This window comes from Flagellimonas aequoris, from assembly GCF_003584165.1.
Classification (GTDB): domain Bacteria; phylum Bacteroidota; class Bacteroidia; order Flavobacteriales; family Flavobacteriaceae; genus Flagellimonas; species Flagellimonas aequoris.
In genome coordinates this window covers 77,294-100,578 of sequence record NZ_QXFJ01000007.1, presented here as the reverse complement: position 1 = coordinate 100,578, position 23,285 = coordinate 77,294, and the positions used below count along the sequence as shown (strand labels likewise).

21 protein-coding genes are annotated in these 23,285 nt (G+C 40.5%); 14 read left to right on the top strand and 7 right to left on the bottom strand.

The annotated features are described in order from the left end of the window. Positions 1-48 precede the first annotated feature (48 nt). The 3 genes from D2U88_RS00490 to D2U88_RS00480 form a co-directional block, all read right to left on the bottom strand. On the bottom strand, positions 49-1,377 hold the full coding sequence (locus tag D2U88_RS00490; protein ID WP_119638341.1) for a UDP-glucose dehydrogenase family protein: 1,329 nt from the start codon (positions 1,375-1,377) through the stop codon (positions 49-51). 18 nt (positions 1,378-1,395) lie between these two features. Beyond that, complete coding sequence (locus D2U88_RS00485; RefSeq protein WP_119638340.1) at positions 1,396-2,394, bottom strand: SDR family oxidoreductase; 999 nt, start codon at positions 2,392-2,394, stop codon at positions 1,396-1,398. A 185-nt stretch (positions 2,395-2,579) separates the two neighbouring features. Then, a complete protein-coding gene (locus D2U88_RS00480; RefSeq protein WP_119638339.1) occupies positions 2,580-3,611 on the bottom strand; it encodes an NAD-dependent epimerase in 1,032 nt (343 codons plus the stop codon). A gap of 377 nt (positions 3,612-3,988) precedes the next feature. On the opposite strand from D2U88_RS00480, the gene D2U88_RS00475 reads away from it, so the two are divergent. The 4 genes from D2U88_RS00475 to D2U88_RS00460 all read left to right on the top strand — a co-directional run bounded on the left by D2U88_RS00475 (position 3,989) and on the right by D2U88_RS00460 (position 10,277). Then, positions 3,989-5,122: a DegT/DnrJ/EryC1/StrS family aminotransferase gene (locus tag D2U88_RS00475; RefSeq protein WP_119638338.1), complete on the top strand. Its 1,134-nt coding sequence runs from the start codon at positions 3,989-3,991 to the stop codon at positions 5,120-5,122. Then, complete coding sequence (locus tag D2U88_RS00470) at positions 5,119-7,068, top strand: polysaccharide biosynthesis protein (RefSeq protein ID WP_119638337.1); 1,950 nt, start codon at positions 5,119-5,121, stop codon at positions 7,066-7,068. Before D2U88_RS00475 ends, D2U88_RS00470 begins: the two co-directional genes overlap by 4 nt. A gap of 11 nt (positions 7,069-7,079) precedes the next feature. Beyond that, positions 7,080-7,853, top strand: a complete 774-nt coding sequence (locus tag D2U88_RS00465; RefSeq protein WP_235855686.1) for a polysaccharide biosynthesis/export family protein — start codon at positions 7,080-7,082, stop codon at positions 7,851-7,853. 63 nt (positions 7,854-7,916) lie between these two features. Further along, positions 7,917-10,277 (top strand): GumC family protein, encoded by a 2,361-nt coding sequence (locus D2U88_RS00460; protein ID WP_119638335.1) that lies wholly within the window; start codon positions 7,917-7,919, stop codon positions 10,275-10,277. Here the strand turns inward: D2U88_RS00460 and D2U88_RS00455 are convergent, their stop codons facing one another. Further along, a complete protein-coding gene (locus tag D2U88_RS00455) occupies positions 10,278-11,021 on the bottom strand; it encodes a tyrosine-protein phosphatase (protein WP_119638334.1) in 744 nt (247 codons plus the stop codon). Between the two features lie 265 nt (positions 11,022-11,286). Between D2U88_RS00455 and D2U88_RS00450 the strand changes: the two genes are divergently transcribed. The 9 genes from D2U88_RS00450 (at position 11,287) to D2U88_RS00410 (ending at position 20,464) form a co-directional block, all read left to right on the top strand. Next, positions 11,287-12,561: a sensor histidine kinase gene (locus tag D2U88_RS00450; protein WP_119638333.1), complete on the top strand. Its 1,275-nt coding sequence runs from the start codon at positions 11,287-11,289 to the stop codon at positions 12,559-12,561. Next, the gene (locus D2U88_RS00445; protein WP_119638332.1) at positions 12,554-13,252 is read left to right on the top strand and encodes a response regulator transcription factor; all 699 of its coding nucleotides are present in this window, start codon (positions 12,554-12,556) and stop codon (positions 13,250-13,252) included. Before D2U88_RS00450 ends, D2U88_RS00445 begins: the two co-directional genes overlap by 8 nt. 64 nt (positions 13,253-13,316) lie before the next feature. Further along, a complete protein-coding gene (locus tag D2U88_RS00440; RefSeq protein ID WP_119638331.1) occupies positions 13,317-13,553 on the top strand; it encodes a hypothetical protein in 237 nt (78 codons plus the stop codon). 262 nt (positions 13,554-13,815) lie between these two features. Next, a complete protein-coding gene (locus tag D2U88_RS00435) occupies positions 13,816-14,553 on the top strand; it encodes a DUF3108 domain-containing protein (protein ID WP_119638330.1) in 738 nt (245 codons plus the stop codon). A gap of 16 nt (positions 14,554-14,569) precedes the next feature. After that, positions 14,570-15,235, top strand: coding sequence for a CatB-related O-acetyltransferase (locus D2U88_RS00430; protein WP_119638329.1), 666 nt, complete (start codon positions 14,570-14,572; stop codon positions 15,233-15,235). A gap of 55 nt (positions 15,236-15,290) precedes the next feature. After that, the gene (locus D2U88_RS00425) at positions 15,291-16,055 is read left to right on the top strand and encodes a hypothetical protein (RefSeq protein ID WP_119638328.1); all 765 of its coding nucleotides are present in this window, start codon (positions 15,291-15,293) and stop codon (positions 16,053-16,055) included. A gap of 94 nt (positions 16,056-16,149) precedes the next feature. Further along, positions 16,150-18,702: a M1 family metallopeptidase gene (locus tag D2U88_RS00420; protein WP_119638327.1), complete on the top strand. Its 2,553-nt coding sequence runs from the start codon at positions 16,150-16,152 to the stop codon at positions 18,700-18,702. Positions 18,703-18,841: 139 nt separating this feature from the next. Beyond that, positions 18,842-19,507, top strand: a complete 666-nt coding sequence (locus D2U88_RS00415) for a DUF6799 domain-containing protein (RefSeq protein WP_119638326.1) — start codon at positions 18,842-18,844, stop codon at positions 19,505-19,507. Between the two features lie 66 nt (positions 19,508-19,573). After that, positions 19,574-20,464 (top strand): hypothetical protein, encoded by an 891-nt coding sequence (locus tag D2U88_RS00410; RefSeq protein WP_119638325.1) that lies wholly within the window; start codon positions 19,574-19,576, stop codon positions 20,462-20,464. Positions 20,465-20,470: 6 nt separating this feature from the next. Here the strand turns inward: D2U88_RS00410 and D2U88_RS00405 are convergent, their stop codons facing one another. The 3 genes from D2U88_RS00405 to D2U88_RS00395 are packed head-to-tail and all read right to left on the bottom strand — an operon-like array spanning position 20,471 to position 22,431. After that, entirely contained in the window at positions 20,471-21,181 is a 711-nt protein-coding gene (locus D2U88_RS00405; RefSeq protein WP_119638324.1) for an acetolactate decarboxylase, read from the bottom strand. Positions 21,182-21,196: 15 nt separating this feature from the next. Next, positions 21,197-22,174, bottom strand: coding sequence for a permease (locus D2U88_RS00400; RefSeq protein WP_119638323.1), 978 nt, complete (start codon positions 22,172-22,174; stop codon positions 21,197-21,199). A gap of 20 nt (positions 22,175-22,194) precedes the next feature. Further along, positions 22,195-22,431 carry a thioredoxin family protein gene (locus tag D2U88_RS00395; protein ID WP_119638322.1) on the bottom strand — a complete coding sequence of 79 codons (237 nt, stop codon included), beginning with the start codon at positions 22,429-22,431 and terminating at the stop codon, positions 22,195-22,197. Positions 22,432-22,610: 179 nt separating this feature from the next. Between D2U88_RS00395 and D2U88_RS00390 the strand changes: the two genes are divergently transcribed. After that, the gene (locus D2U88_RS00390) at positions 22,611-23,285 is read left to right on the top strand and encodes a response regulator transcription factor (RefSeq protein WP_119638321.1); all 675 of its coding nucleotides are present in this window, start codon (positions 22,611-22,613) and stop codon (positions 23,283-23,285) included.

Genomic DNA, 23,285 nt, shown 5'->3' with positions numbered 1-23,285 from the left:
TTTATTTATTATTAATCGTGTCTTCAGATACCAGTTTCAAGGCCAAATTCACTCCTTCCCAATTTGATGGTATGTGAACCCAAGATTCTTTAGTCTTTCACCATCATATTGGTTACGCCCATCAAAAATTATTGGGGTCTTTAGATTTTCTTTGAGGGATTTGAAATCAGGTGAACGGAATTCCTTCCATTCAGTAAGCAATAAAAGGGCATCGGCGTCTTTTAAAGCTTCGTATTTGGACGAGACATACTCGATATTCCCCACATCCTTTAAATAAAATTCTTTGGCCTCATGAATTGCTTTGGGGTCGTAGGCCTTTATCTTGGCCCCAAGAGCGGTCAATTTTTTAATGATATAGATTGAAGGGGCTTCCCGCATATCATCGGTACCCGGTTTAAACGACAATCCCCAAACTGCAAAGGTTTTACCCTCCAAATTTTCACCAAAATAATTGACGACCTTATTGGCAACAACAAATTTTTGCCTATCGTTCACATCTTCCACGGCATGCAATAGTTGGGCACTGTACCCATGTAGCTCGGCAGTCTTCTTCAATGCTTTTACATCTTTTGGGAAACACGAGCCACCATAGCCACTACCCGGATATATAAAACTATACCCGATACGACTATCAGAGCCTATGCCTATACGGACTTTGTTTACGTCGGCTCCTACCAGTTCACAGATATTGGCCACCTCGTTCATAAATGAAATTTTGGTGGCTAGCATGGCGTTTGCCACATATTTGGTCATTTCTGCAGAACGAACATCCATGACCAGCATACGATCCATACTGCTTCTAAAAAAGGGGCTGTACAATTGGCGCATTTTTTCGGCGGTTTCTTTGTCCTCCGTTCCCACAACCACACGGTCAGGTTTCATGAAATCGCTGATGGCGTCCCCTTCTTTAAGGAACTCAGGGTTCGACACTACATGGAATTCAATGTCTTTTCCCCTCTTTTCAAGCTCTTGTTGTATGACTTCTTTGACTTTGTCCGCTGTTCCAACGGGAACCGTGGATTTATCCACAATGATCAAAGGGTGGCTCATATGCCTGCCAATTTCAGCCGCAACATCGAGTACATATTTCAGGTCGGCCGATCCATCTTCACCCATTGGGGTTCCCACGGCAATAAAGGCCATATCACAACTTTCCAAGCATTCTTTCAGTTGTGTGCTGAAAAGCAGAGTTCTGTTATCCACATTACGTAGTACCATGGCTTCTAGACCAGGTTCGTATATGGGGATAATGCCTTGTCTTAGGTTTTCAATTTTTTTGTTGTCAATATCAACACAGGTAACCGTGTTTCCCATTTCGGCAAAACAGGTTCCCGTAACCAAGCCCACATAGCCAGTTCCAACAATTGTTAAGTTCATTTTCTATGGTGTTTAATTCTATTTTAAGTTCTCCCAATACCAGTTAACGGCTTCTTTTAGCCCTGATTTCATATCAAACTTTGGATCGTAGCCTAAAAGTTTTTTTGCCTTTTCTATGGAAGCGAGCGAGTGGGGAACGTCTCCCTTGCGATTTGGGCCATACTTTGCCTCAACATTTTTAATCTTGGGGTCGAACTCTCCAAGATATTCTTTGAGAAGGCCGACAAGTTCGTTCAAGTCGGTCCTTTCACCGTATGCTACATTGTAAACGGTGTTCAATGCCATTTCATTTTCGCATGTAATTGCCCTTACATTCATCTCGATTACATTATCGATATATGTGAAATCCCTAGAAAAAGAGCCATCCCCATTTATAACAGGGGGTTCATGTTTCATGAGTTGCATTACAAATTTCGGAATAACGGCCGCATAGGCACCGTTAGGATCTTGTTTTCTTCCAAATACATTGAAATATCGCAAGCCAATGGAAGAAAAACCGTAAGTTCTGGAGAAGACATCGGCATAAAGCTCATTTACATATTTAGTGATGGCGTAGGGGGATAATGGCTTGCCGATTACATCCTCTACCTTTGGTAAAGATTTGGAATCGCCATAAGTTGAAGAACTGGCGGCATACACAAATCTTTTTACTTGGGCATCACGAGCAGCTACAAGCATGTTCAGGAAACCTGAAACGTTGACGTCGTTGCTGGTAATGGGATCATTGATGGATCTTGGTACCGAACCAAGGGCTGCTTGATGCAATACGAAATCAACATTCTCACAGGCTTTTTCGCAGTCCTTCAAACTTCGTATGTCACCTTCGATGAGCATAAAGTTTTCATTCTCCAGTAAATGGGCGATGTTGTCCCTTTTTCCTGTTGCAAAATTATCAAGACATGTAACCTTGTTACCATTTCCCAATAAAGCTTCACAAAGATTGGATCCTATAAAACCGGCTCCACCAGTGACCAATATATGATTGTTTTGATTGAGGTTAAGATGAGATATATCCATAAATGATTAAGGGAGTTTCAGGCAAATATCAAGAAAACATATCAAAACCTTGCTGGTTTTAGATGAACTTTTCATAAAACGGATAAACTGCAATTTTAGTGCTTAACACAAAGGATTGCTTAAATTTTAAAGAAGGAGAACACTGGTCACTCGGTGCAGATGTTATGAAAATCTTACTGGGTTATTCAAGGAGCCATTTTATTGTAGTCTTTGTACCAGGCAACAAATTTTGATATACCGTATTCGACAGGGGTATTGGGTTTATAGCCATAATCGTTTGCTAGATTATCAACGTTGGCCCAAGTTTTTTCCACATCACCAGGTTGCATTGGTAAAAATTCCTTTTTTGCATCAATGTTTAGACTTTTTTCAAGGGCTTTTATAAAATCCATTAGTTTTACGGATTTGTTGTTGCCTATATTATAGATCCTATACTTAAATTTTTCATTATCAGCTCCAATATACTGATCCTCGATAATTTTGGTAACACCCTCCACAATATCATCAATGTAAGTAAAGTCCCGTTCCATTTTTCCATTGTTGAAAACTTTAATGGCATCTCCATCTAGGATTGCCCTTGTGAACAAGAAAAGTGCCATATCGGGCCTGCCCCATGGGCCATACACTGTAAAAAAACGAAGCCCTGTGGTTCTAATACCATATAAATGGCTGTAGGTATGGGCCATCAGTTCATTGCTTTTTTTGGAGGCGGCATACAAGCTGATAGGATGATCTACACTATCTGTGGTCATAAATGGGATTTTCTTATTGAGACCATAAACACTTGAGCTACTGGCATAAACCAAATGTTCAACGCCATGCTTTTTACAACATTCCAAAATGTTCAAAAAGCCAACAATGTTACTATCAATATAGGCCTCCGGATTTTCAATACTGTAGCGTACGCCAGCTTGAGCGGCGAGATTGCACACAACGGTGAAATTTTCCTTTTTGAACAACTTGGGGAGCTGTTCGCGATCTTCTAGGCCCATACGTACAAAATGAAAACCACTATATTTTGAACTAGAGGCCACTTTATTGAAATCTTGTGCATCTTTTGAATTTATTCCCAATTGTCCCAGACGAGCAAACTTTAGATTGATGTCGTAATAATCATTGATATTGTCCAATCCTACTACGGTGTGACCATTGTTTAGTAATTTTAGTGTTACGTGATAACCTATAAATCCAGCAGCACCAGTTACCAGAATTTTCATGTCCTAGATTTTGTTTATGTGCAAAGATTAAAAAATACAACCAATTTGTTAGATACAAAATCCACAAGTTAGAGTAAAATGCAAATTTTTGGTATCTGTTGCCCGCGTGAAACTCTAGTGGATAGTTTCGGGCGAAGTATCTTAAGATTATGTAAGAAAATGAGATAGATAAGCCATAGAAAATCATCTCCTTGTGTCCAGTGCCTTATTGTGATATATTGACTGGTTTCAGAAAGGATTTTTTGTTTTGAACACTTAATCGATTTTTTTTTGTCTTGGGCGAATACTGGGTAGAAATGGTGATAGGGGAATTTTTTACCATTACTTTTACTGTTGAGAAATAAAAGCTCACCTACTTATATCAACCCAAAACTGAAATGGAAACCACGGTATTGAAAAAAATATGGCTATCGCCACCGCACATGGGCGGGAATGAAAGGGCATATGTAAATGATGCTTTTGAAACAAATTGGATTGCGCCACTTGGACCCAATGTGCACGAGTTTGAGAATGCCATTGAAGAATATGTGGCAAATGGTGTACACGCGGCTTGTTTGACTTCCGGAACAGGGGCAATCCATCTTGGGTTGCAACTATTGGGTGTGGGAGTAGGCGATGAGGTCCTTTGCCAGAGCTTTACTTTTGCTGCTTCTGCAAACCCAATTACTTATCTCGGTGCTTCTCCAATATTCATCGATAGTGAAAGGGATACTTGGAACATTTCGCCAAGTCTCTTGGAAGAAGCAATAAAGGATAGGATTGCAACAGGCAAAAAGCCTAAGGCCATAGTGGCTGTCCATTTGTATGGTATGCCCTATAAAATTGAAGAAGTACATGCCGTAGCCCGAAAATATGAGATACCCGTTCTTGAAGACAGTGCAGAAGCGCTGGGCAGTGTATATAAAGGATTTCAATGTGGAAGTTTTGGGGACATTGCTATTCTGTCCTTTAATGGAAACAAGATTATCACTACTTCGGGAGGAGGGGCTCTTCTTTGTAAAGATAAGCTAATAAAAGAAAAAGCAGTTTTTCTGGCCACACAGGCAAGGGACAATGCGCCGCACTACCAACATTCACATATTGGCTATAATTACCGGATGAGCAATGTGCTTGCAGGAATTGGAAGAGGCCAGATGGAAGTCTTGGAAGAAAGGGTAGCGGCAAGAAGGGCTAATTTTGAATATTATGAAAAGAATTTGTCCAACATTTCTGAAATATCTTTTGCTAAAGAACCCCAAGGAAGTTTATCGAACAGATGGCTTACCTGTATATTGACCCCATCATTCGATGTGAGGGAAAAAATACGAATGGCTCTTGAAAAGGAGAATATCGAATCCAGGCCTTTGTGGAAGCCCATGCATTTACAGCCAATTTTTGAAAAATCCATTTCTTACATCAACGGCGTTAGTGAAGATCTTTTTGAAAAGGGGCTTTGCCTCCCAAGCGGCTCCAGTATGGAGGTAAGCGATCTTGAAAGAGTTTGTGAAATCATTAAAAGCGAGCTTAAATGATAAAGGACTACTTTTTAAGGACGGGTAAGCGCTATGCCTCTAAGTGGACGGTACTGTTCATAGATCTTTCTATTGTTTCGGTTTCATTCATCTTGGCTTATTTTATCAGGTTCAACCTTAGCTTCAATTTTGAGGTGCAAATGTTATGGACGCAACTGCCCATAGTGGTACTGTTGTTCTTAATTGGTTTTCTGATTGTAGGCAGCTATAAGGGTGTGGTCAGGCATACAGGGATAAAGGATGTATATGCTATTTTCAATGCGGTTTGCTTGGCCAGTATAGGGGCAATTGCCGTTGTAATGGCGAACAGGTATTTTGATTTTGTGGATAGGTTCACTATTCCACTTTCCATAATCATCATTAACAGTCTGCTCACATTTTTGTCATTGGCAGCTTCTAGATTTGTGTTCAAGATTGCTTATGAAAGCTTTATGAACACGAACAATGCCCCAACTAAGAACTTGTTGATCTATGGTGCAGGGGAATCGGGTATCATTACCTATAACACTTTGACCAACCACTCCAAAATGAAGGTGAAGGTTGTTGGGTTTGTTGATAATAGCCAACACAAGGTTGGAAAACAGATAAACGGGGTAAAGGTTTACAACAAATCGATACTTACCGAGGACTTTGTAAAGTTCAATAACATTTCAGAGGTTATTTTCTCCATCCAGAGCATAAGACCCAAACAATTGCGTACGCTGGTAAATGAGATAGTGGATTTGCCAGTTAAGGTAAAGATTGTACCTCCAGTTGAAGATTGGATAAATGGGGAGTTGAAAGTATCGCAAATCAAGAGGGTTCAAATCGAAGACCTATTGGACAGGCCTCCTATCGAAATCAAGAACAGTAAAGTATCCATGGATTTCGAGGATAAGGTAATCATGGTGACAGGAGGAGCGGGTTCTATCGGTAGTGAACTGGTAAGGCAGATATGCAAGTATAACTATAGGGCTCTCATAGTGATAGATCAAGCTGAGTCTGCACTATATGATCTTCAACAGGAATTAAAGCAAGCAGGTTTTTTCAACTTTGTTCCAATTGTTGGTGACATTCGCGACAAAAACAAGATGAGAACTTTGTTTGAGGAATATAGGCCCAATCGTATTTTTCATGCGGCGGCCTATAAGCATGTTCCTTTAATGGAGCATAACCCATACGAAGCAGTCAAGATCAATGTTGCTGGGACCAAGACCATTGCTGACCTTGCTTTGGAATATGAAGTGGAAAAATTTGTTTTTGTTTCAACGGACAAGGCCGTTAACCCAACAAATATCATGGGAGCCACCAAGCGCATTGCGGAAATGTACATTAGCTGTAGACAGCAAGAGGATAGGACCAAGTTTATTACTACTCGATTTGGAAATGTCTTGGGATCCAATGGATCGGTTATTCCATTGTTCAAAAAACAAATTGAAAAAGGAGGGCCACTTACAGTTACACATAAAGACATCACACGTTATTTCATGACCATTCCCGAAGCATCCCAATTGGTTTTGGAAGCAGGTGCCATGGGCAAGGGAGGTGAGATTTTCATCTTTGATATGGGAGAGTCCGTCAAGATCATGGATTTGGCCAAGAACATGATTCGGTTATCCGGATTGCATTATCCTGATGATATTGATATAAAGATTACTGGGTTACGTCCTGGAGAAAAGTTGTATGAGGAACTACTGGCCAATGGGGAAAATACATTGCCGACATATCATGATAAGATTATGATCAGCAAGGTAAGGGAAATCGATTATACCCAGACACGAACCATGATCGATGAACTCTGTATATCAAATCTTTTCTTTAAGGACAATGTGGTACATTTGATGAAAAGCATCGTGCCAGAATACATTTCCAACAATTCCGATTTTTGTATATTGGACCAGCAGAACCAAAAACAAAAGAATTTGAAAAAAGAAACCCAAATACGGTTCTCCCAACTCAACAACTAAATATGTATCCAATGTTCCAAAAAATTAAATGGTTGATCAGCGTGTCAGCGATTGCATGCCTAGTGGTTTCATGTACCTCTCCCCAAAAGATTATTTATTTTCAAGATGCGACTGATTTTGAAACTTTGGTTGATGATGGTAATGCATATTCATCCAGATTTAAAGTTGACGATGTGATAAGTATATATGTTTCGACTTTAAACCCTGAGGCCAGTTCTCCTTTCAACCTTACTGTTGGGGTAGCTGGTGATAGTGGAACTACGGTACAACAAGTCGATTATCTTGTTGATAAAGAGGGGAATATAGATTTTCCTGTTGTTGGAAAGATAAGGGTTGCCGGTCTTTCCCCTGAAGAACTTAGATTATTGCTGACAGAAAAACTCAATGACTATCTAAAAGACCCCATCATAAATATACGTTTACGGAATTTCACCGTTACTGTCTTAGGTGAGGTTAGCCGTCCTGGAACTTATCCTGTAAATGGAGAACAAATAACGATACTTGAAGCACTTGGATTAGCTGGGGATTTGACGATCAAAGGAGAAAGAAAAAATATACTGGTTATTAGAGATTTTGGGGGTACAAAGGTTTATAATAGAATTGATATCACGTCCAAGAATGCAGTGAAATCCCCCGTGTTTTACCTTACACAGAATGATGTTATTTATGTAGAGCCAAATAATTCTGCTGTTGCATCGGCCTCTCTTGACAGTAGAACTACAATTGCCATATCAGTTTTGTCCTTGATCATCACCACAACAGTAATTTTGATTACAAGGAACTAGTTTCTTGGGAGATTTTTTACCAAACAAAACAAAGTTTATACATAATTATTAAGTTTTAATAGATTGGATTTAAAACAACTGATAAGTAATTACACAAAACGATGGCCTTGGTTTTTTGGCGCAGTTTTATTTTCACTTTTTTTGGCATATGTATATATCCGTTATTCAGTTCCTGAATATTTAATAGAATCTAAAATTATATTGCAAGATGAAGGGGGAAGTTCACCGGAATTGAGCCTGTTTCAAGATTTAGAAGTTTTTGGTGGCGGTTCTTATACAAACCTTGTTGAAGATGAGATAGAAGTAATCAAATCTAGGTCAAATTTCATAGAGGTTGTTGACAAGCTTAACTTAAATACTCGATTCTATCTAATTGGAAACATACTCGACTCCGAACTGTATGAAGGTTATCCGTTAAAGCTTAATTTTATTGAGAACGACTCGATTATAGACAACTCCAGACTAACCTTGTACATTCGGCCAATCAGTACAACAGCCTTTAGAATGGGTTTCAATGAGGAAGAATTTCCTCGTGAATATATATTTGGGCAAAATATTGAAACTCCAATAGGGGATTTGATAATTACCCCAGATAATCAAAGGTTGGAACATTATTTGGATAGAGATATCAAAATAGTGATCAGTCCTGTATCCTCTGTTGCGGAAAGCTATCTTCAACGCATCAACATTTATCCTACAGAAAAAGGGTCTAATGTTATCATTTTATCCTTAAATGACCACATTCAGCAAAAAGCCAAAGACTTCATTAATTCACTGGTTGATGTGTATAATGGCAACGCAATTAATGACAAGAAAATGATTGCGGATAAAACCTCGGAGTTTATCAATAATAGAATTGTTGATATAGCATCGAATCTTTCAAATGTTGATCAATCGGCAGAGGAGTTCAAGTCTTCCAGGGGTTTGACTGATATTGCTTCTGAATCAAATGTCAATTTGAACATCAGTGCAGCAACAAGTCAAGAATTACAAAATACCTCGACGCAGCTTGATATTGCATCATCTATGATGGATTATGTTGATAATGAGGATGATTACGAGGTATTGCCATCAAATATTGGGCTTTCCGATGTAACTATTGCTAACACGACATCCAAGTATAATGAACTTGTTTTGGAACGAAAAAGGCTACTTAAGAGTTCCAATGAGAGTAATCCAATAATTGTAAATTTGGACCAAGAATTACAAGGGTTAAAAAATAGTTTAAGGTCTAGTCTTTCTAGCATGACAAGTAATTTAACGATGCAGGTCAACAGTTTAAGCCAGCAACGTAATCGCATCAATTCACGTATATATGCAGCTCCAAGTAATGAAAGAGCTTTGAGGGACATAACCAGAAAACAACAAACTACCGAGTCTCTCTATCTGTACCTTTTGCAAAAAAGGGAAGAATCTCAGATTGCTTTTGCGTCGGCATCGCCTAAGTCAAAAGTGGTGGACAGGGCATATGAGCCTTTTAATAGACCAATATCCCCAGATAAAACAAAAATATTTTTAGCTGCTATTTTTTTGGGATTGTTTGTCCCATTTTCAATCATTTATGCTAAAGAGTTATTGGATAATAAAGTGCATAACAAATTGGATTTGGAAAAGATTGCAGGACATGATGTTCCCGTTATTGTTGAAATCCCTAAACTTGGTCGAAAAGAAGAAAGGTTGGTTAAGAAAGATGATAGGTCTGTTTTGGCTGAATCACTAAGAATTTTACGCACCAATCTGAACTATATTCAAAAATCACAAAAAACATCTTCAAACAATAATTTGATATTTCTAACTTCTAGTATTCCGGGAGAAGGAAAAACATTCATCTCATCAAATTTGGCAGCTATTTATGCTAACACGGGGAAAAAAGTCTTGTTGGTAGGGGCAGATATCAGAAATCCTAAATTGTATGACTTCTTCTCTACGGATATCATGGGTAATACCAGTAGTTCAAAGCAAAGAACACTTAGTAAGAACGGTTTAACAGAGTATCTTGTAAACCCAAGTCTCGGAGTGGAAGATATAGTGGTGCCTACTAAAATCAATGAAAGTACAATTGATATAATCTTTTCAGGTAAAATACCACCTAATCCTACTGAACTGTTGATGAGTGACAGAGCGGGAGAGTTGTTCAAGGAAGTATCTAAGAAGTATGATTATGTAATTGTGGATACCGCCCCATTAATGGTTGTGACTGATACTTTGCTCATAAGCGAATATGCAAGCCAAATTCTATATGTGGTAAAGGCCGGGGTTACCGAGACCAAAGCATTGGAATTCCCATTGAAATTGAAGGAAGAAGGCAAATTGAAAGGCTTGTCATTTGTTGTGAACAATGTTAAGCAGACCAACCTAGGATATGGGGGAAAATATGGTTATGGCTACGGAAAAACCGTGAAGAAATGGTGGAGCTTTTCCTAATCAATAAAAGGTCTGGATGGTATTTTCTATCACAGGCAGTAACTGGTTCAGAACCTTGTTCGATAATTTGATTTCTTTCAACAAGCTCAGTTGTCTGGTATTGTGTATATCAGTGCCCACAAAGTCAATCAAACCATCCCCGAGAAGTTTTTCAGCCATTTTTGTTATACTGGTTCCATAGGATTCCGAAGCAAGGGACAATAGATTTAGCTGGAACATGATACCATTCGATTTCATGGAAGGATATTTGCCATATTTTTGATGAAAATACATATAGCGTTCCGGATGGGCCAAAATAGGGAAATACTGTTGCCGTGCAACTTCATCTATGGCCATTTCAAAATTGAAGGAAGGTTGCAAAAACGACATTTCTACCAATAAATATTCCTTATGGAGAGGCATCACTTGTTGGTCCTTAAGAATATTCTCAAAATTATCATCGATCATGTGTTCTGCAGCAATATCCAGAGAGACATCCGTAATCCCCCTTTTTTCAAGTTCTGCCTCAAGATGTTGATAGGATTTCTTGATTGTTGCGGGCGTATTATCGTAATGGTTGTGCATAATGTGCGGGGTGCATATAAAACTTTTCACCCCTAGTTCGGCAAAGCCATTGATCAGCCCAATGGAATCTTCCACCGATTTTGCCCCATCATCAATACCCGGAAGAATGTGGTTGTGGATATCCACAAGTCCATGCAGATAGTCGGCCAAGTAAACCTTCTTTTGAAAAAAACTGAACATGTCTAAAATTTGGACTGCAAAGATAATGATATGCTAGGGCAAATGACAATGAAATGTTTTTACACCCCAGTTCTACAAAACAAAGGGCCGATCCACATGGATCGGCCCTTTGTTTACACTACAATATATTTCTTAACTAAACTCATGGCTAAGATAAATCTTAATGGTGTGCCTAGGGATTAACAATCGATCAAAAAGATTAATGAAAGATTAATAGGGTTAACCAAGAGGTAAATAGCTGGTGTTTTTTTGTTTATTTAGCACCATGCTGACCAAAAGAAATGTATACGTACTTGTTTTTGTGGTATCGGTTATTGGCCTTTTGGTGGTGCAATATCAATACTTGCGTGTGGGCTTGGGACTGGCAAGGGTACAGTTTTCAGAAAAGATGGACAGGGCAAGGACAAACATCGGCAAAGAACTTTCCGAAGTCAACTCTTTGACATACACGCTTGGCAATGCCATTGAAAAGGATACTTCGGAAGTTAATATAGGTTTGGATAGTTTGGAGAAGGCTTCCCAGTTTTATCTAAACGATTATATTGCCTACCAATTGGGTGTTTCCGGTATTGATGCCCCTTTTACCTATGCTCTATATTCGAGGGATTCCATACAGTATTTGACTTCAGTAAGACCCCACATACAAAGTGAGGATGCCTTGACCTATCCTATTAAACTCAATGGTTACCTTCCAGAGTTGCTGAACAAAGAAGTGATTCTTGAGTTGGGTTTTGAAGATTTGAACAAATATTTTATGGGTCAAATAAAAGGGCTTATTATTCCTAGTTTTATATTTCTGTTGGCTATAATCGTGGTGGTGATATGGGTATTGAGGTCTTTTTACTGGCAGAGCAGTTTGATTACCACAACGAACGATTTCATCAATAATCTGACCCATGAACTCAAAACCCCAGTGTTCTCCATAGGTCTTGCCAGCAAGATTTTGGAGGAGGGGATATCGGAGGAGAAAAGACCAGTTGTGGAGCTTATAAGACGTGAAACGGATAGGTTGCGAAGTCATATCGATAAAGTCTTGGAATTGGCCAGCTTGGAGTCGGGAAAAAAACTGATGCAGTTCAAAGAAATAGACTTTAAGCCGGAATTGGAACGTATCTGTATGGATTTTAAAATTTTGGCAGCCAGTGAAAACCTTGACTTCGACTATGAACTTTTTGGAGATTACTATATAATCAAGGCGGAAAAGTTCCATTTGGAAAATGTTATTGCCAACCTGTTGGAGAATGCCAAAAAATACTCCGATGACCCGGTCATTCGTCTGAAAGCATTTACCCAAAAAGGAAAACTTTTCATTTCCATAGAGGATAACGGACAGGGAATCTCCAAGCAAGACCAAAAAAGAATTTTCCAAAAATATTTTAGGATTAAGAATGGCGATGTGCACAGGGTGAAAGGTTATGGTCTTGGATTGTCCTATGTACAAAAAATTGTAAGGATGCATCGGGGAAAGATCTCGGTGGAAAGCGAATTGGGAAAAGGGACAAGATTTACCCTTTCCTTTAAATTGACCAAAAATGGATAGAAAGTACAAATTGATTCTGGTTGAAGATGATACCTCTTTAGGATATTTGCTCTCGGAATACTTAGGAATGAAGGGGTTTGTAGTCACATGGGCAAAGAATGCGCAAGAAGCCCTGGTGAAGACCGAGACCAATATATTCGACCTGGCAATTCTGGATGTCATGTTACCTGACATGGACGGTTTTGAACTTTCACAAAAGATCAAGAGCATCAACCCGGATCTACCTTTTATATTTTTAACGGCCCGATCGCTGAAGATAGATGTTTTAAAAGGCTTCTCATTGGGTGCGGTGGACTATCTCAAAAAACCTATTGATGAGGAAGAACTGGTGGTTCGCATCAATGCCTTGTTGATGAGATTGGTTATGGATTCTGAAGAGCAGCAGCAGGCTGCCGAGTATAAAATTGGGGACTATTTATTGAATACTGAAAATTTTGAACTCCGATACAAGGGAGAGTTGATAAAGCTCACGGGCAAGGAATTTGACCTCTTGACGCTTTTGGCCATGAACCAAAACCAATTGTGTACGCATAAGGAAATCTTGACGACCATATGGGACAAGAATGATTACTTCAACAAAAAGAGCCTCAACGTTTTTGTGTCTCACTTACGAAAACATCTCAGTAAAGATCCCAGGGTCAGTATTGTAAATGTTAACCGGCGTGGGTTTATGCTCCGTGTGGAAGAATAATTAAAAATCTATGGTTGGCGTGGTTTTTGTGGCAATTTAGGAAACCAACCAACTGTTTTTTCAAATGTTCAATTTTCTAAGAAATAAACCGGATTGCCCCCCATTGTGCCAATTGGATCAATTGTACAAGCACACCATTTCCAAATTGCCCATCAACGAAAAGATAGCCTATTGCGAACGACTTCTTGAAAGTTCACAGTTCCAACTATCCCATTCTTGCCCCAAAAAGGACCTTGGTCATTTTAAAAATCTGGTATTGGCTGCTGAAGCTGAACTACAACAGTTACGTTCTATCAGGTAGTTATCCTTTTGACGAGTCTTTCGTCTGTTGCCAGTTTTTCCAACATCAAATAATGGTCTGTAGAATATGCTTTATTGATATAGGTCAATAGGAATATTCTCTTATGCCAATATTTTTGGGACATGATGTAAGAAGGATGTAACAAATCATATTTTTTGAGTCTAATGGGGCAGCAAAGAAAAATTATTCCGTTGGCCATTGCAAATTTCAGTTTGCATCCAAACCCCAACAACAAAAACTTATGGAACCAAAAAAACTTTTGATGATTAAAAATATTGCTACCCTAACCTTTTCACTTTGTTTGGCTTTTACTTATGGTCAGCAAGCCATCGCTCCTGGTAACAATCCCTTTGACTCCACATGGATCAAGGATGAAAATTATACCATGAAATGGCTTGTGCTTCAGGATACCATATCCCATGAATTGGGCGAGGTCACCACAAGTATTCAACATGATGGCGAAAAACTGACTTTGATTACCCATGTGGCCATGCCACAACTTACTGAACCTTGGGTAGACAGTACCATAGTAAAATTGAAGGATCTTGCTCCGCTATACCACTCTTCTTATAACCAAAACAGGGATATGGTCATTCATTTTGAAGATCGTTTGACTGGATATTACAACGATAAAAAGACAGGTAAGAAAACGGAACTGGACCAAGAATCGGCAGTCTCTTTTTTTGATAGCAACAGCTACCCTCAATTGATCAGATGGTTGCCCTTAGAAGATGGATACCAACAGGTCATTTCCATATTTGATTTCAACCCGAATACGCAAACCGGAGTGATTACTGCCACTATTAAGGCAGTGGATTCCGAAGTCATGGAAATCGATGGTCAACCCAAAGAAGTATGGAAAGTACTGGTCACGGATGATATCAGCAATAATCAAATGCCAAGCTATTACTACATCGACAAAAAATCAAGGATACTTTTAAAACAGGAAATCGAGATGCCCGGACGCAAAATGGTCATGGAACGGGTAGATTTTAAATGATACAACAAACTAGATAATGACAAATACACTATTGAATCCAAAAAAGAAGTACCCCATGGTCATGCCAAACGGGAACGAAATCCAAACGGTTGTACACTTAAATCAAGTAGTGGACCATCCAAGGATTGAAATAGGGGATTTCAGTTACTTTGGACATTTTGAGGTTTTGGACAACTACGCAGCCTTTTTGGCACCATATCTTTTCCCGTTGAGCCCGGAAAAATTGGTTATGGGCAAGTTTTGCCAGATTGCCCACGGTGTCCGGTTCATCACCAGTTCGGCCAACCACAATATGAGTGGTTTCTCCACATTTCCATTCAACAACTTCATGATGACGCCAGAAACCACTGTGGCGGAGATACAGGCGATGTTTCAGGTCTCTGAGAAAAAAGGGGACACGATTATTGGTAACGACGTTTGGATCGGGATGGAAGCGGTAATCATGCCGGGGGTTACGGTAGGGGATGGTGCCATAATCGGGGCACGTTCCGTAGTGGTCAAGGATGTGGAACCGTATACCATTGTCGGTGGAAATCCCGCAAAAGCATTAAAGAAGCGATATGATGAAAAAATCATTGCATCCCTTTTGAAAATTCAATGGTGGAATTGGCCCGTGGAAAAAATTGAAAGTAACCTGGACACTATTTTAGGTACCGATGTTGAAAAACTAGCCAGTCTTTAAGAAGACAACTTGTGAAAAAACACTAAGTTTAGGGACAGAAACCAATATACCCATCATGAAAAGATCAGTTCTCTTCGCCGTACTTTTTTCACTATGTCTACATGTCTTTGCTACCGAAACCAAACTTATGGTCAGGGCTAAGGCAAAGGATGCCAAGTTTGTGGGAAGTTCCATTGGAGGGGCCCACATAATTGTTAGGAACACCATCAATGGACAAATCCTGGCCGAGGGCATTACCACGGGAAGCACGGGCAATACCGGCTTGATCATGAAAACCCCAAAAGACAGGTTTACCCAGTTGGCAGATGATAAAACCGCTGGTTTTTTGGCCGTGGTGGATATTTCCGAACCCACCTTTGTCCGTGTGGAGGTAATATCGCCCATCAGTAGAAAAAATGCCCAAGTGCATACCAGCACGGAGCTTTGGCTCATTCCAGGAAAGGATATTTTGGGCGACGGGGTAGTGCTGGAAATCCCAGGATTTGTAATTGATATCCTTACCCCAAATACACATCAATACATTCCTTTGGAATCCATTAAATCTACTGGGTTGGATGTCAAGGCCAATATTGTGATGATGTGCGGCTGTCCGATAGAAAAAGGCGGTATCTGGGATTCCGAGGCCATGGAAGTGAAAGCCGTTGTGAAAAAGGATGGACAAGCTTTTGGCGAGTTGACCTTGGCAAACCCTTCGCGAAACCTGTTTGAAGGAAATGTCAAGATAGATGGTGCGGGGAGTTATCAGGTCTTGGTATATGCCTATAATCCCGCTACCGGAAATACGGGGGTGGATATCATCAATTGCGTGGTTACGGAATAAACCCCATGCGTTGGCCTTCTTTTTGTATTCGGTTCCGTTGATGTGACATCAACAAAAATTGGTACCTTTTGGGTCCTAAACCAAACGCTCCAAAATGAAAAGGAACCAAACATTCCCCCTTTGTGCTCTATTGCTTTTTGCCGCATGCCAGACCACCCCTAAAATAGATTTATTGGATGTGGGTATTCCCTTAAAAATGGCAGAATACCGGCATTCTCAAGTTTCAAATGTCATTTATACGTTGTCCTTTGATATTCCAGAGGAGAAGGCATCGCCCATACCATCAAGGCTAGACCTTAAACTTGACCTGCAGGATCTGTCGCAACCTTTATATCTTGACTTCAATGCCGATGGATCTTTGTTGAAAGAGTTGGTGGTTAATGGAGAAAAGCAAGACATCAATCATCAAAAGGAACATGTGATCATTACGGACCATCTGCAAAAAGGTCAAAACGCTATTCAAATCACGTTTGATGCGGGAGAGCTGTCCCTTAACCGAAATGATGATTTCCTTTATACACTTTTGGTTCCGGACAGAGCCAGCACTTTGTTCCCATGCTTTGATCAACCCAATATCAAGGCAAAATATATTTTGGACATCAAAGCACCCAACGGTTGGAAAGTGCTATGTGGTGCACCTTTGGAGAAAAGCTCGGAAGAGGATGGCAAGACCCACTATCAATTTAACGAAAGCGATCCCATGAGCACCTATCTCTTTTCATTTGTGGTAGGAAAGTTTGAATCGGTGACTGAAAACCCCGGAATTTTTGATATGACCTTCCTGTACAGGGAAACGGACACCACCAAGATCAAATTGAGTACTTGGCCCGTTTTCGACATACACCAAAAATCCATTGATTTCCTCCAAGGCTATACCCAATATCAATTTCCATTTCAAAAGTTGGATTTTGTGGGTATTCCCGGATTTCAATATGGAGGCATGGAGCATGTTGGGGCCATTCAGTATCGGGAGCCGTCATTGTTCTTGGATGAAAGTGCCACGGAGAGACAAAAGTTGGGTAGGGCCAAGCTCATTGCCCATGAAACCTCACATATGTGGTTCGGCGACTTGGTCACCATGGATTGGTTCAACGATGTTTGGATGAAGGAAGTCTTTGCCAATTTTATGGCGGATAAGATTGTCAACCCTACATTTCCGGATATCAACCATAGGTTGCAATTTATGACTTCCCATTATCAAGGAGCTTACGGAGAGGATAGGACCAAGGGAACCAACCCAATCCGTCAGGATTTGGACAATCTGAAAAATGCGGGAAGCCTGTACGGCGGTATCATTTACAACAAAGCCCCTATCATGATGCGTCAACTGGAAGCCGCTATTGGAGAGAAAGAGTTTAGGGAAGGCATTCGTGAGTATATTTCCAAATACGCCTATGGGAATGCCACTTGGAACGATTTGGTGAATATTTTGGATGCCAGGTCGCCCAAAGACCTCCAGAAATGGAGCGAGGTTTGGGTGAACCAATCTGGGAGGCCTATATTCAAGGAAGACATCAGTTATGAAAACGATAAGATCAAAAGTTTCTCCCTTAGCCAAAAGGCAGAGGATGGGAGCCAAAAGATTTGGCCCCAAGCTTTTGATGTTACCTTGGTGTACCCGGACAGTACTTTGGTGATTCCTGTGGCTATTGATGAACGTACGGTAAAAGTGGAAGAAGCCATTGGGCTTCACAGGCCGGAAGCCATCATATTCAACTCCAATGCCTTTGGTTATGGTGTATTTCCGGTTGAGGTGGATGATTTACAAGTTATACCCCATTTAAAGGATGAGGTTGCCCGTGGTTATGCCTACTTGAATACTTATGAAAACATACTAGCTGGCAATTTGGCTCCCGAGGAAGGACTCGATTTGTTCCTGAAAGGGGTTCAAATGGAGCAAAATGAACTGGTACATGGTTTAATATGTGGACAGATCAGTAGTGTTTATTGGAGTTATCTTTCCCCAGAAGCGAGAGCTGCACAACAACCTTTGCTCGAAGCGATGCTTTGGAAGGAACTGACCAAAGGAAAGCATGCTGCCAACATCAAAAAAAACATTTTTGGTCTCTGGAAGGGTATGGCCTATTCGGATGAAGCCAAGAACAAATTGTACCAGATTTGGAACAAGGAACAACAAATCCAAGACCTAAAGCTCAATAAGGACGATTATACCAGTATGGCCATGACCTTGGCACTATATGAGCATCCGGAGGCGGAAGAAATTCTGGAAACCGCTAAAAAAGCATTGGATAATCCGGATAAACTAAAACGTTTTGAGTTTTTACTACCGGCCCTATCTTCGGATGAATCGGTTAGAAGTGCTTTTTTTGAATCGTTCAGGGAAGCCAAAAACCGGGAAAAGGAATCATGGGTCTTGGCGGCCTGTGGCTATATCCATCATCCGTTACATCAATCTTCCTCCATTAAACAACTGCCTTTGGCATTGGATCTTCTAGAAGAAATACAAAAGACAGGGGACATCTTTTTTCCAAAGCGATGGCTCAGTGCCACTATTGGCCAATACCAAGCCTCAGAGGCTTATGAACTTATGGAAAAGTACTTGGCGGACCATCCCGATTTAAACCCTTCATTAAAGGGCAAGCTTTTGCAGGCCACGGATGATCTGTATCGTTATGTGAAGCAATAAAGCGATAGTCCTTATGTAACATTTGTTACTATTTAATCATTCTAAATAACTGACAATAAGTGGTTTAGTGACTAAAATCATTGTTGCTCGTTTTCTTTGAAAATACCTTTGTACCAATAAGTTTTTAAAGACGAGTACCATGAAAAAAGTAGTTTTAATGGTGTTGGCTGTTCTGGGAACAGTGACACTACAGGCACAGGACCGGGATAGGGACAGGATCCAAGATCCCGATCAAAATCGAGACCGTTTAATGTTGGTCGATGGGGACGTGCTCCAAATACGTGACCGCGACCAAATACGTTTGCAAGACCCTATCACTTTGAGTGATGGAACGGTTGTTAACCTCAACGGAACCTATATGACCCAAGACCGAGATCGGCTTAGATTACGGGATGGGGAATGCTTGGACAATGACGGCATTAAGTACCGTAACGAGTATCAATATCGCTACAAAATTATGCAAGAGGACCAAGGACTTACCAATGCCCAAATCCAAGCAAGGAACCAAAACAGGTACCAAGTGATGCTCATTGATGGGGAACTCTACCAAATCAGGACCCAATCCCAAAACAGGTTGCAACAACAATTGGAATTGGCGAATGGCACGACCGTAAACCCAGATGGTTCTTATATGAACCAAGATCGTCAGCAGTTGAGGTTACAAAACGGCGAATGTTTGAACATTGATGGAGTGAAATTTAACAACATGTACCAACATCGTAAAATGATGCTCCAAAAAAACATGATGAACATGAAGTCCAAAAAGGCTAATCTTCAAAAGAAGAAAGCTGGACAGATCATGTAGTTGTATTTTGGTTTGGAACCATGCCGCCAATTGCGGCATGGTTCTTTTATCTTAAAGACCAAGGCTATGAAACGTTGTGTTATTATCGTAGTGATGTTAGTGTTGGGTACTGTTGGGGCATTTGCCCAAAAAACTACCAAAGAAAAGTCCAATGAGGAAGCATCCTATGTGCTTGCGGATTTGAGTTACATGAACGATGCTATCTTTATGGGGCGAAGGGATTCCATTGCTGCGCCCTATTTACTGCCTTCCATTGGATATTATGACAAGTCGGGGCTGTTTGCCGATATAACGGCTTCCTACCTGACAAGCTCAGGTAATCAGCGTGTGGACCTTTTTTATGTCACCGGGGGGTATTTGTTCGAAGCCAAGAAATGGAGCGGTGGCCTTTCGGGAACCGCGTATTTTTACAACCAGGACAGTTATAATGTGCAATCGGAAGTAGTGGCCGATATTACTGGTTTGCTCAGTTATGATTTTAAACTGATGGAGCTTTCCGTTTATGCCAGCTCATATTTCAACAAGAATGGCTCACCAGACCTGTTTTTGGGATTCATAGTGGACAAACCCATATATGCATTGAAGAGGAATCTCCTGATCGACCCAAGGTTTTCGGTCTTTGCCGGATCACAATATTTTTATCAGGAATACTACACCACAAGTCGTTTGGGGAATCGAAAAGGACAGGGCAATGGTCAAGGTGGTACCTCAACTGCAGATGTCGTCACCAATGTGGAAATAGCGGAAGCCTCGGAGTTCAATGTACTTAATTTGGAATTAAGCCTTCCACTTCATTACCAATACAAGCATTTGATTTTCTCGTTTACTCCCACTTGGGCTTTCCCACAGACAAGCGCAACACTCACCACGGATGATGGTGTATATGAAGAAGATTTGGAAAGTGTTTTTTACTGGTCCGTAGGCATCAGCTATTGGTTCAAGACCAAAAAGAATTGATGGGATTTATTTTCGCTTAGGTAGGTACAATTTATAGGAAGACGGCTTTGTGGTGATTTCATCCAAATGTCCCATAAACGATTTGTCTCGCTTCAAAAAATGGATGTGAACAAAACTATCGGCATGGGTAAAAACCCCCTGATGGTTTTCAGAATAAAATCCAATAAGTTCTCCTTTGGTATCCTTGAACGAAAACTTCTGCGATTTGATACCTTCTCGGTACCCTTCAACCTCTGGATTTCTGGGCGTTACAATATGGCCCGTTAGACCATCAAATGGACCTTTGATGACAAATGGGAAAGGCTGTTTTAGATTATATCCGTTGGCCTTGGCAATGGATGCCACAATATCTTGAATACCTTCCACACAATTGAAAGAACTGGTTATTTTAAAAACCGACCACTCCTTCACATCGGAATACACAAAAAAAGGTGATCGGATGTTCCAATCGGTACCGACCTTATATTCTCCATCCACAAAAGCAGAGGCAAAATAAGGTTTGCCATCAACAACGGTGATTTCTCCCTTCATTCTATCATACGGACCCATACCATACAAATGTGATTTAGGGGAGATGGTATCCAATAAAATATGCAGGTCGTAGGTGCTTCCCATATCTTTCATGGCACCTATGGAATGCACCTTGGGCATTTGGGCGTTCAATTGGAAGGCCAATATTGAAATAAAAATGGTAAGCAGCAGATTTTTGATCTTCATGAATGCTGTTTTGAGTTATAATATAATGTTGAAAAGATAGCCCGAAACCATGATACAGAGCATGACCACACCAAAGAATATTCCAATTAATTTTAATGTCATGACCTTTTTCAGTAGCATGGCCTCTGGCAAAGAGAGTCCAACGACCCCCATCATAAAGGCGATGGCCGTTCCCAAAGGAATGCCTTTGTCTACCAAGACTTGTACTACGGGCAGAATACCGGATGCATTGGAATACATGGGCACCGATAATAGAGTTGCTATAGGAACGGCAAATAGATTGTCCTTGGCCATGTATTTTTCAAAAAAGCCGGATGGGATGTAACCGTGCATCAACCCGCCGATGGCAATACCAATGATGACATAAGGGAGTACTCCTTTCAATATTTTTATGGCTTCCTGCCAAATAATGGGCAACCGCTGTTTGAACGAGTGTTCTTCCTCTTCAAACACTTCCTGCTCCTTTTGGGCATTGGTAAGAACCTCTTTGACCCAAGGAGTCAGATATCTTTCCAGCTTTAATTTTTGAAGGATAAACCCTGAAATCGTTCCCAACAACACGCCGCTCAACACATACAACACCGTGGTTTTAACCCCGAACAATCCCACAAAAAGTCCAATGGCCACTTCGTTCACCAAAGGTGAGGTGACCAAAAAGGCAAAGGTGACCCCCAAGGGAATGCCCCCTCGAACAAATCCGATGAACAAAGGAACCGAGGAACAGGAGCAAAAAGGGGTGACCACCCCAAAAAGGCTGGCCATTAGATATTCGGAACCATAAAGTTTTTTCCTCGATAAGTAGTTTTTGACCTTGTCAATAGGAAAATAACTGTTGACGATTCCCATTAAAAAGACTACGGCAAAAAGCAGCAATAGTATTTTAATACTGTCGTAAATGAAGAAATCAAGGGCTTTGGCCAAATGATCATCGGGATTCATCCCAAAAATGCCATAGACCAACCATTGGGCCATATGTTCCAACCAATCGAACATGATGCCTGTAATAAGGAAATTTAATTTAAAAAGTCCAAAACTTCTTCTTTGGAGGGTATCCGACCCTTCATGACCACTTTTTCATCTACCACCAATGCTGGAGTAAGCATCACATTATATTGCATAATGGCCATGATATCTTCCACTTTTTCAACAGAGGCATCCAACTGGTTTTCGGCGATTACCTCTGTTACAACTTTGGTCAGGTTTTGACACTTGGGGCAACCGGTACCCAAGATTTTCACTGTATGTTTCATCGCAATATGTCTTTAAATTCAATAGGAATCCATTTAAAGGTACGTTGGCCTTGTGAGGCATACTGTGACATTTGTCACATTGAAATTCAAGGTAAAAGGGGATGGTCTTAGGCTCTATCGGAAGGATTTTTAGATTTTCTAAAGAATTGGATCCTACATTTATTCCTTAAATTTAAATGATGAAAATCCTTATAGCCGAAGATGAGATTGAACTTCAAAATTCCATAGTAACCTATTTGGAAAGGGATGGAAATGTTTGTGAATCGGCCTCCGATTACTATGAGGCTTTGTACAAGATCGATTTGTACGAATATGATCTTTTGGTCTTGGATATTAACCTGATTACCGGTAGCGGTCTTGATATCCTGAAGGTATTGAAAAAGAATAAATCCCAAACCCCTGTCATCATCATCTCCGCGAACAATTCATTGGACGATAAGCTTGAAGGGCTGGATTTGGGTGCGGACGATTACCTGACCAAACCGTTTCATTTGGCAGAACTCAACTCGCGTATTAAAGCGGTTTTAAGGAGAGGTAAGTTTGGTGGTACAGAGCGGATTGAATTCAATGAAATTTCCATTGATACCAATTCAAGAACGGCATATGTGGACAACAGCCCAATCGTATTGACCCGAAAGGAGTACGACCTGTTGTTATTCTTTATAACCAATAAAGGGAGGGTACTTTCCAAGGAAATTATTGCGGAACATTTATGGGGGGACCACAGTGATTTGGCCGATAATTTTGATTTCATCTATGTGCATATCAATAATCTGCGTAAAAAGTTGACCGAGACAGGAGGTAAGTATATCAAAACGGCATATGGGAGTGGTTATAAATTCATGGAGGACTGA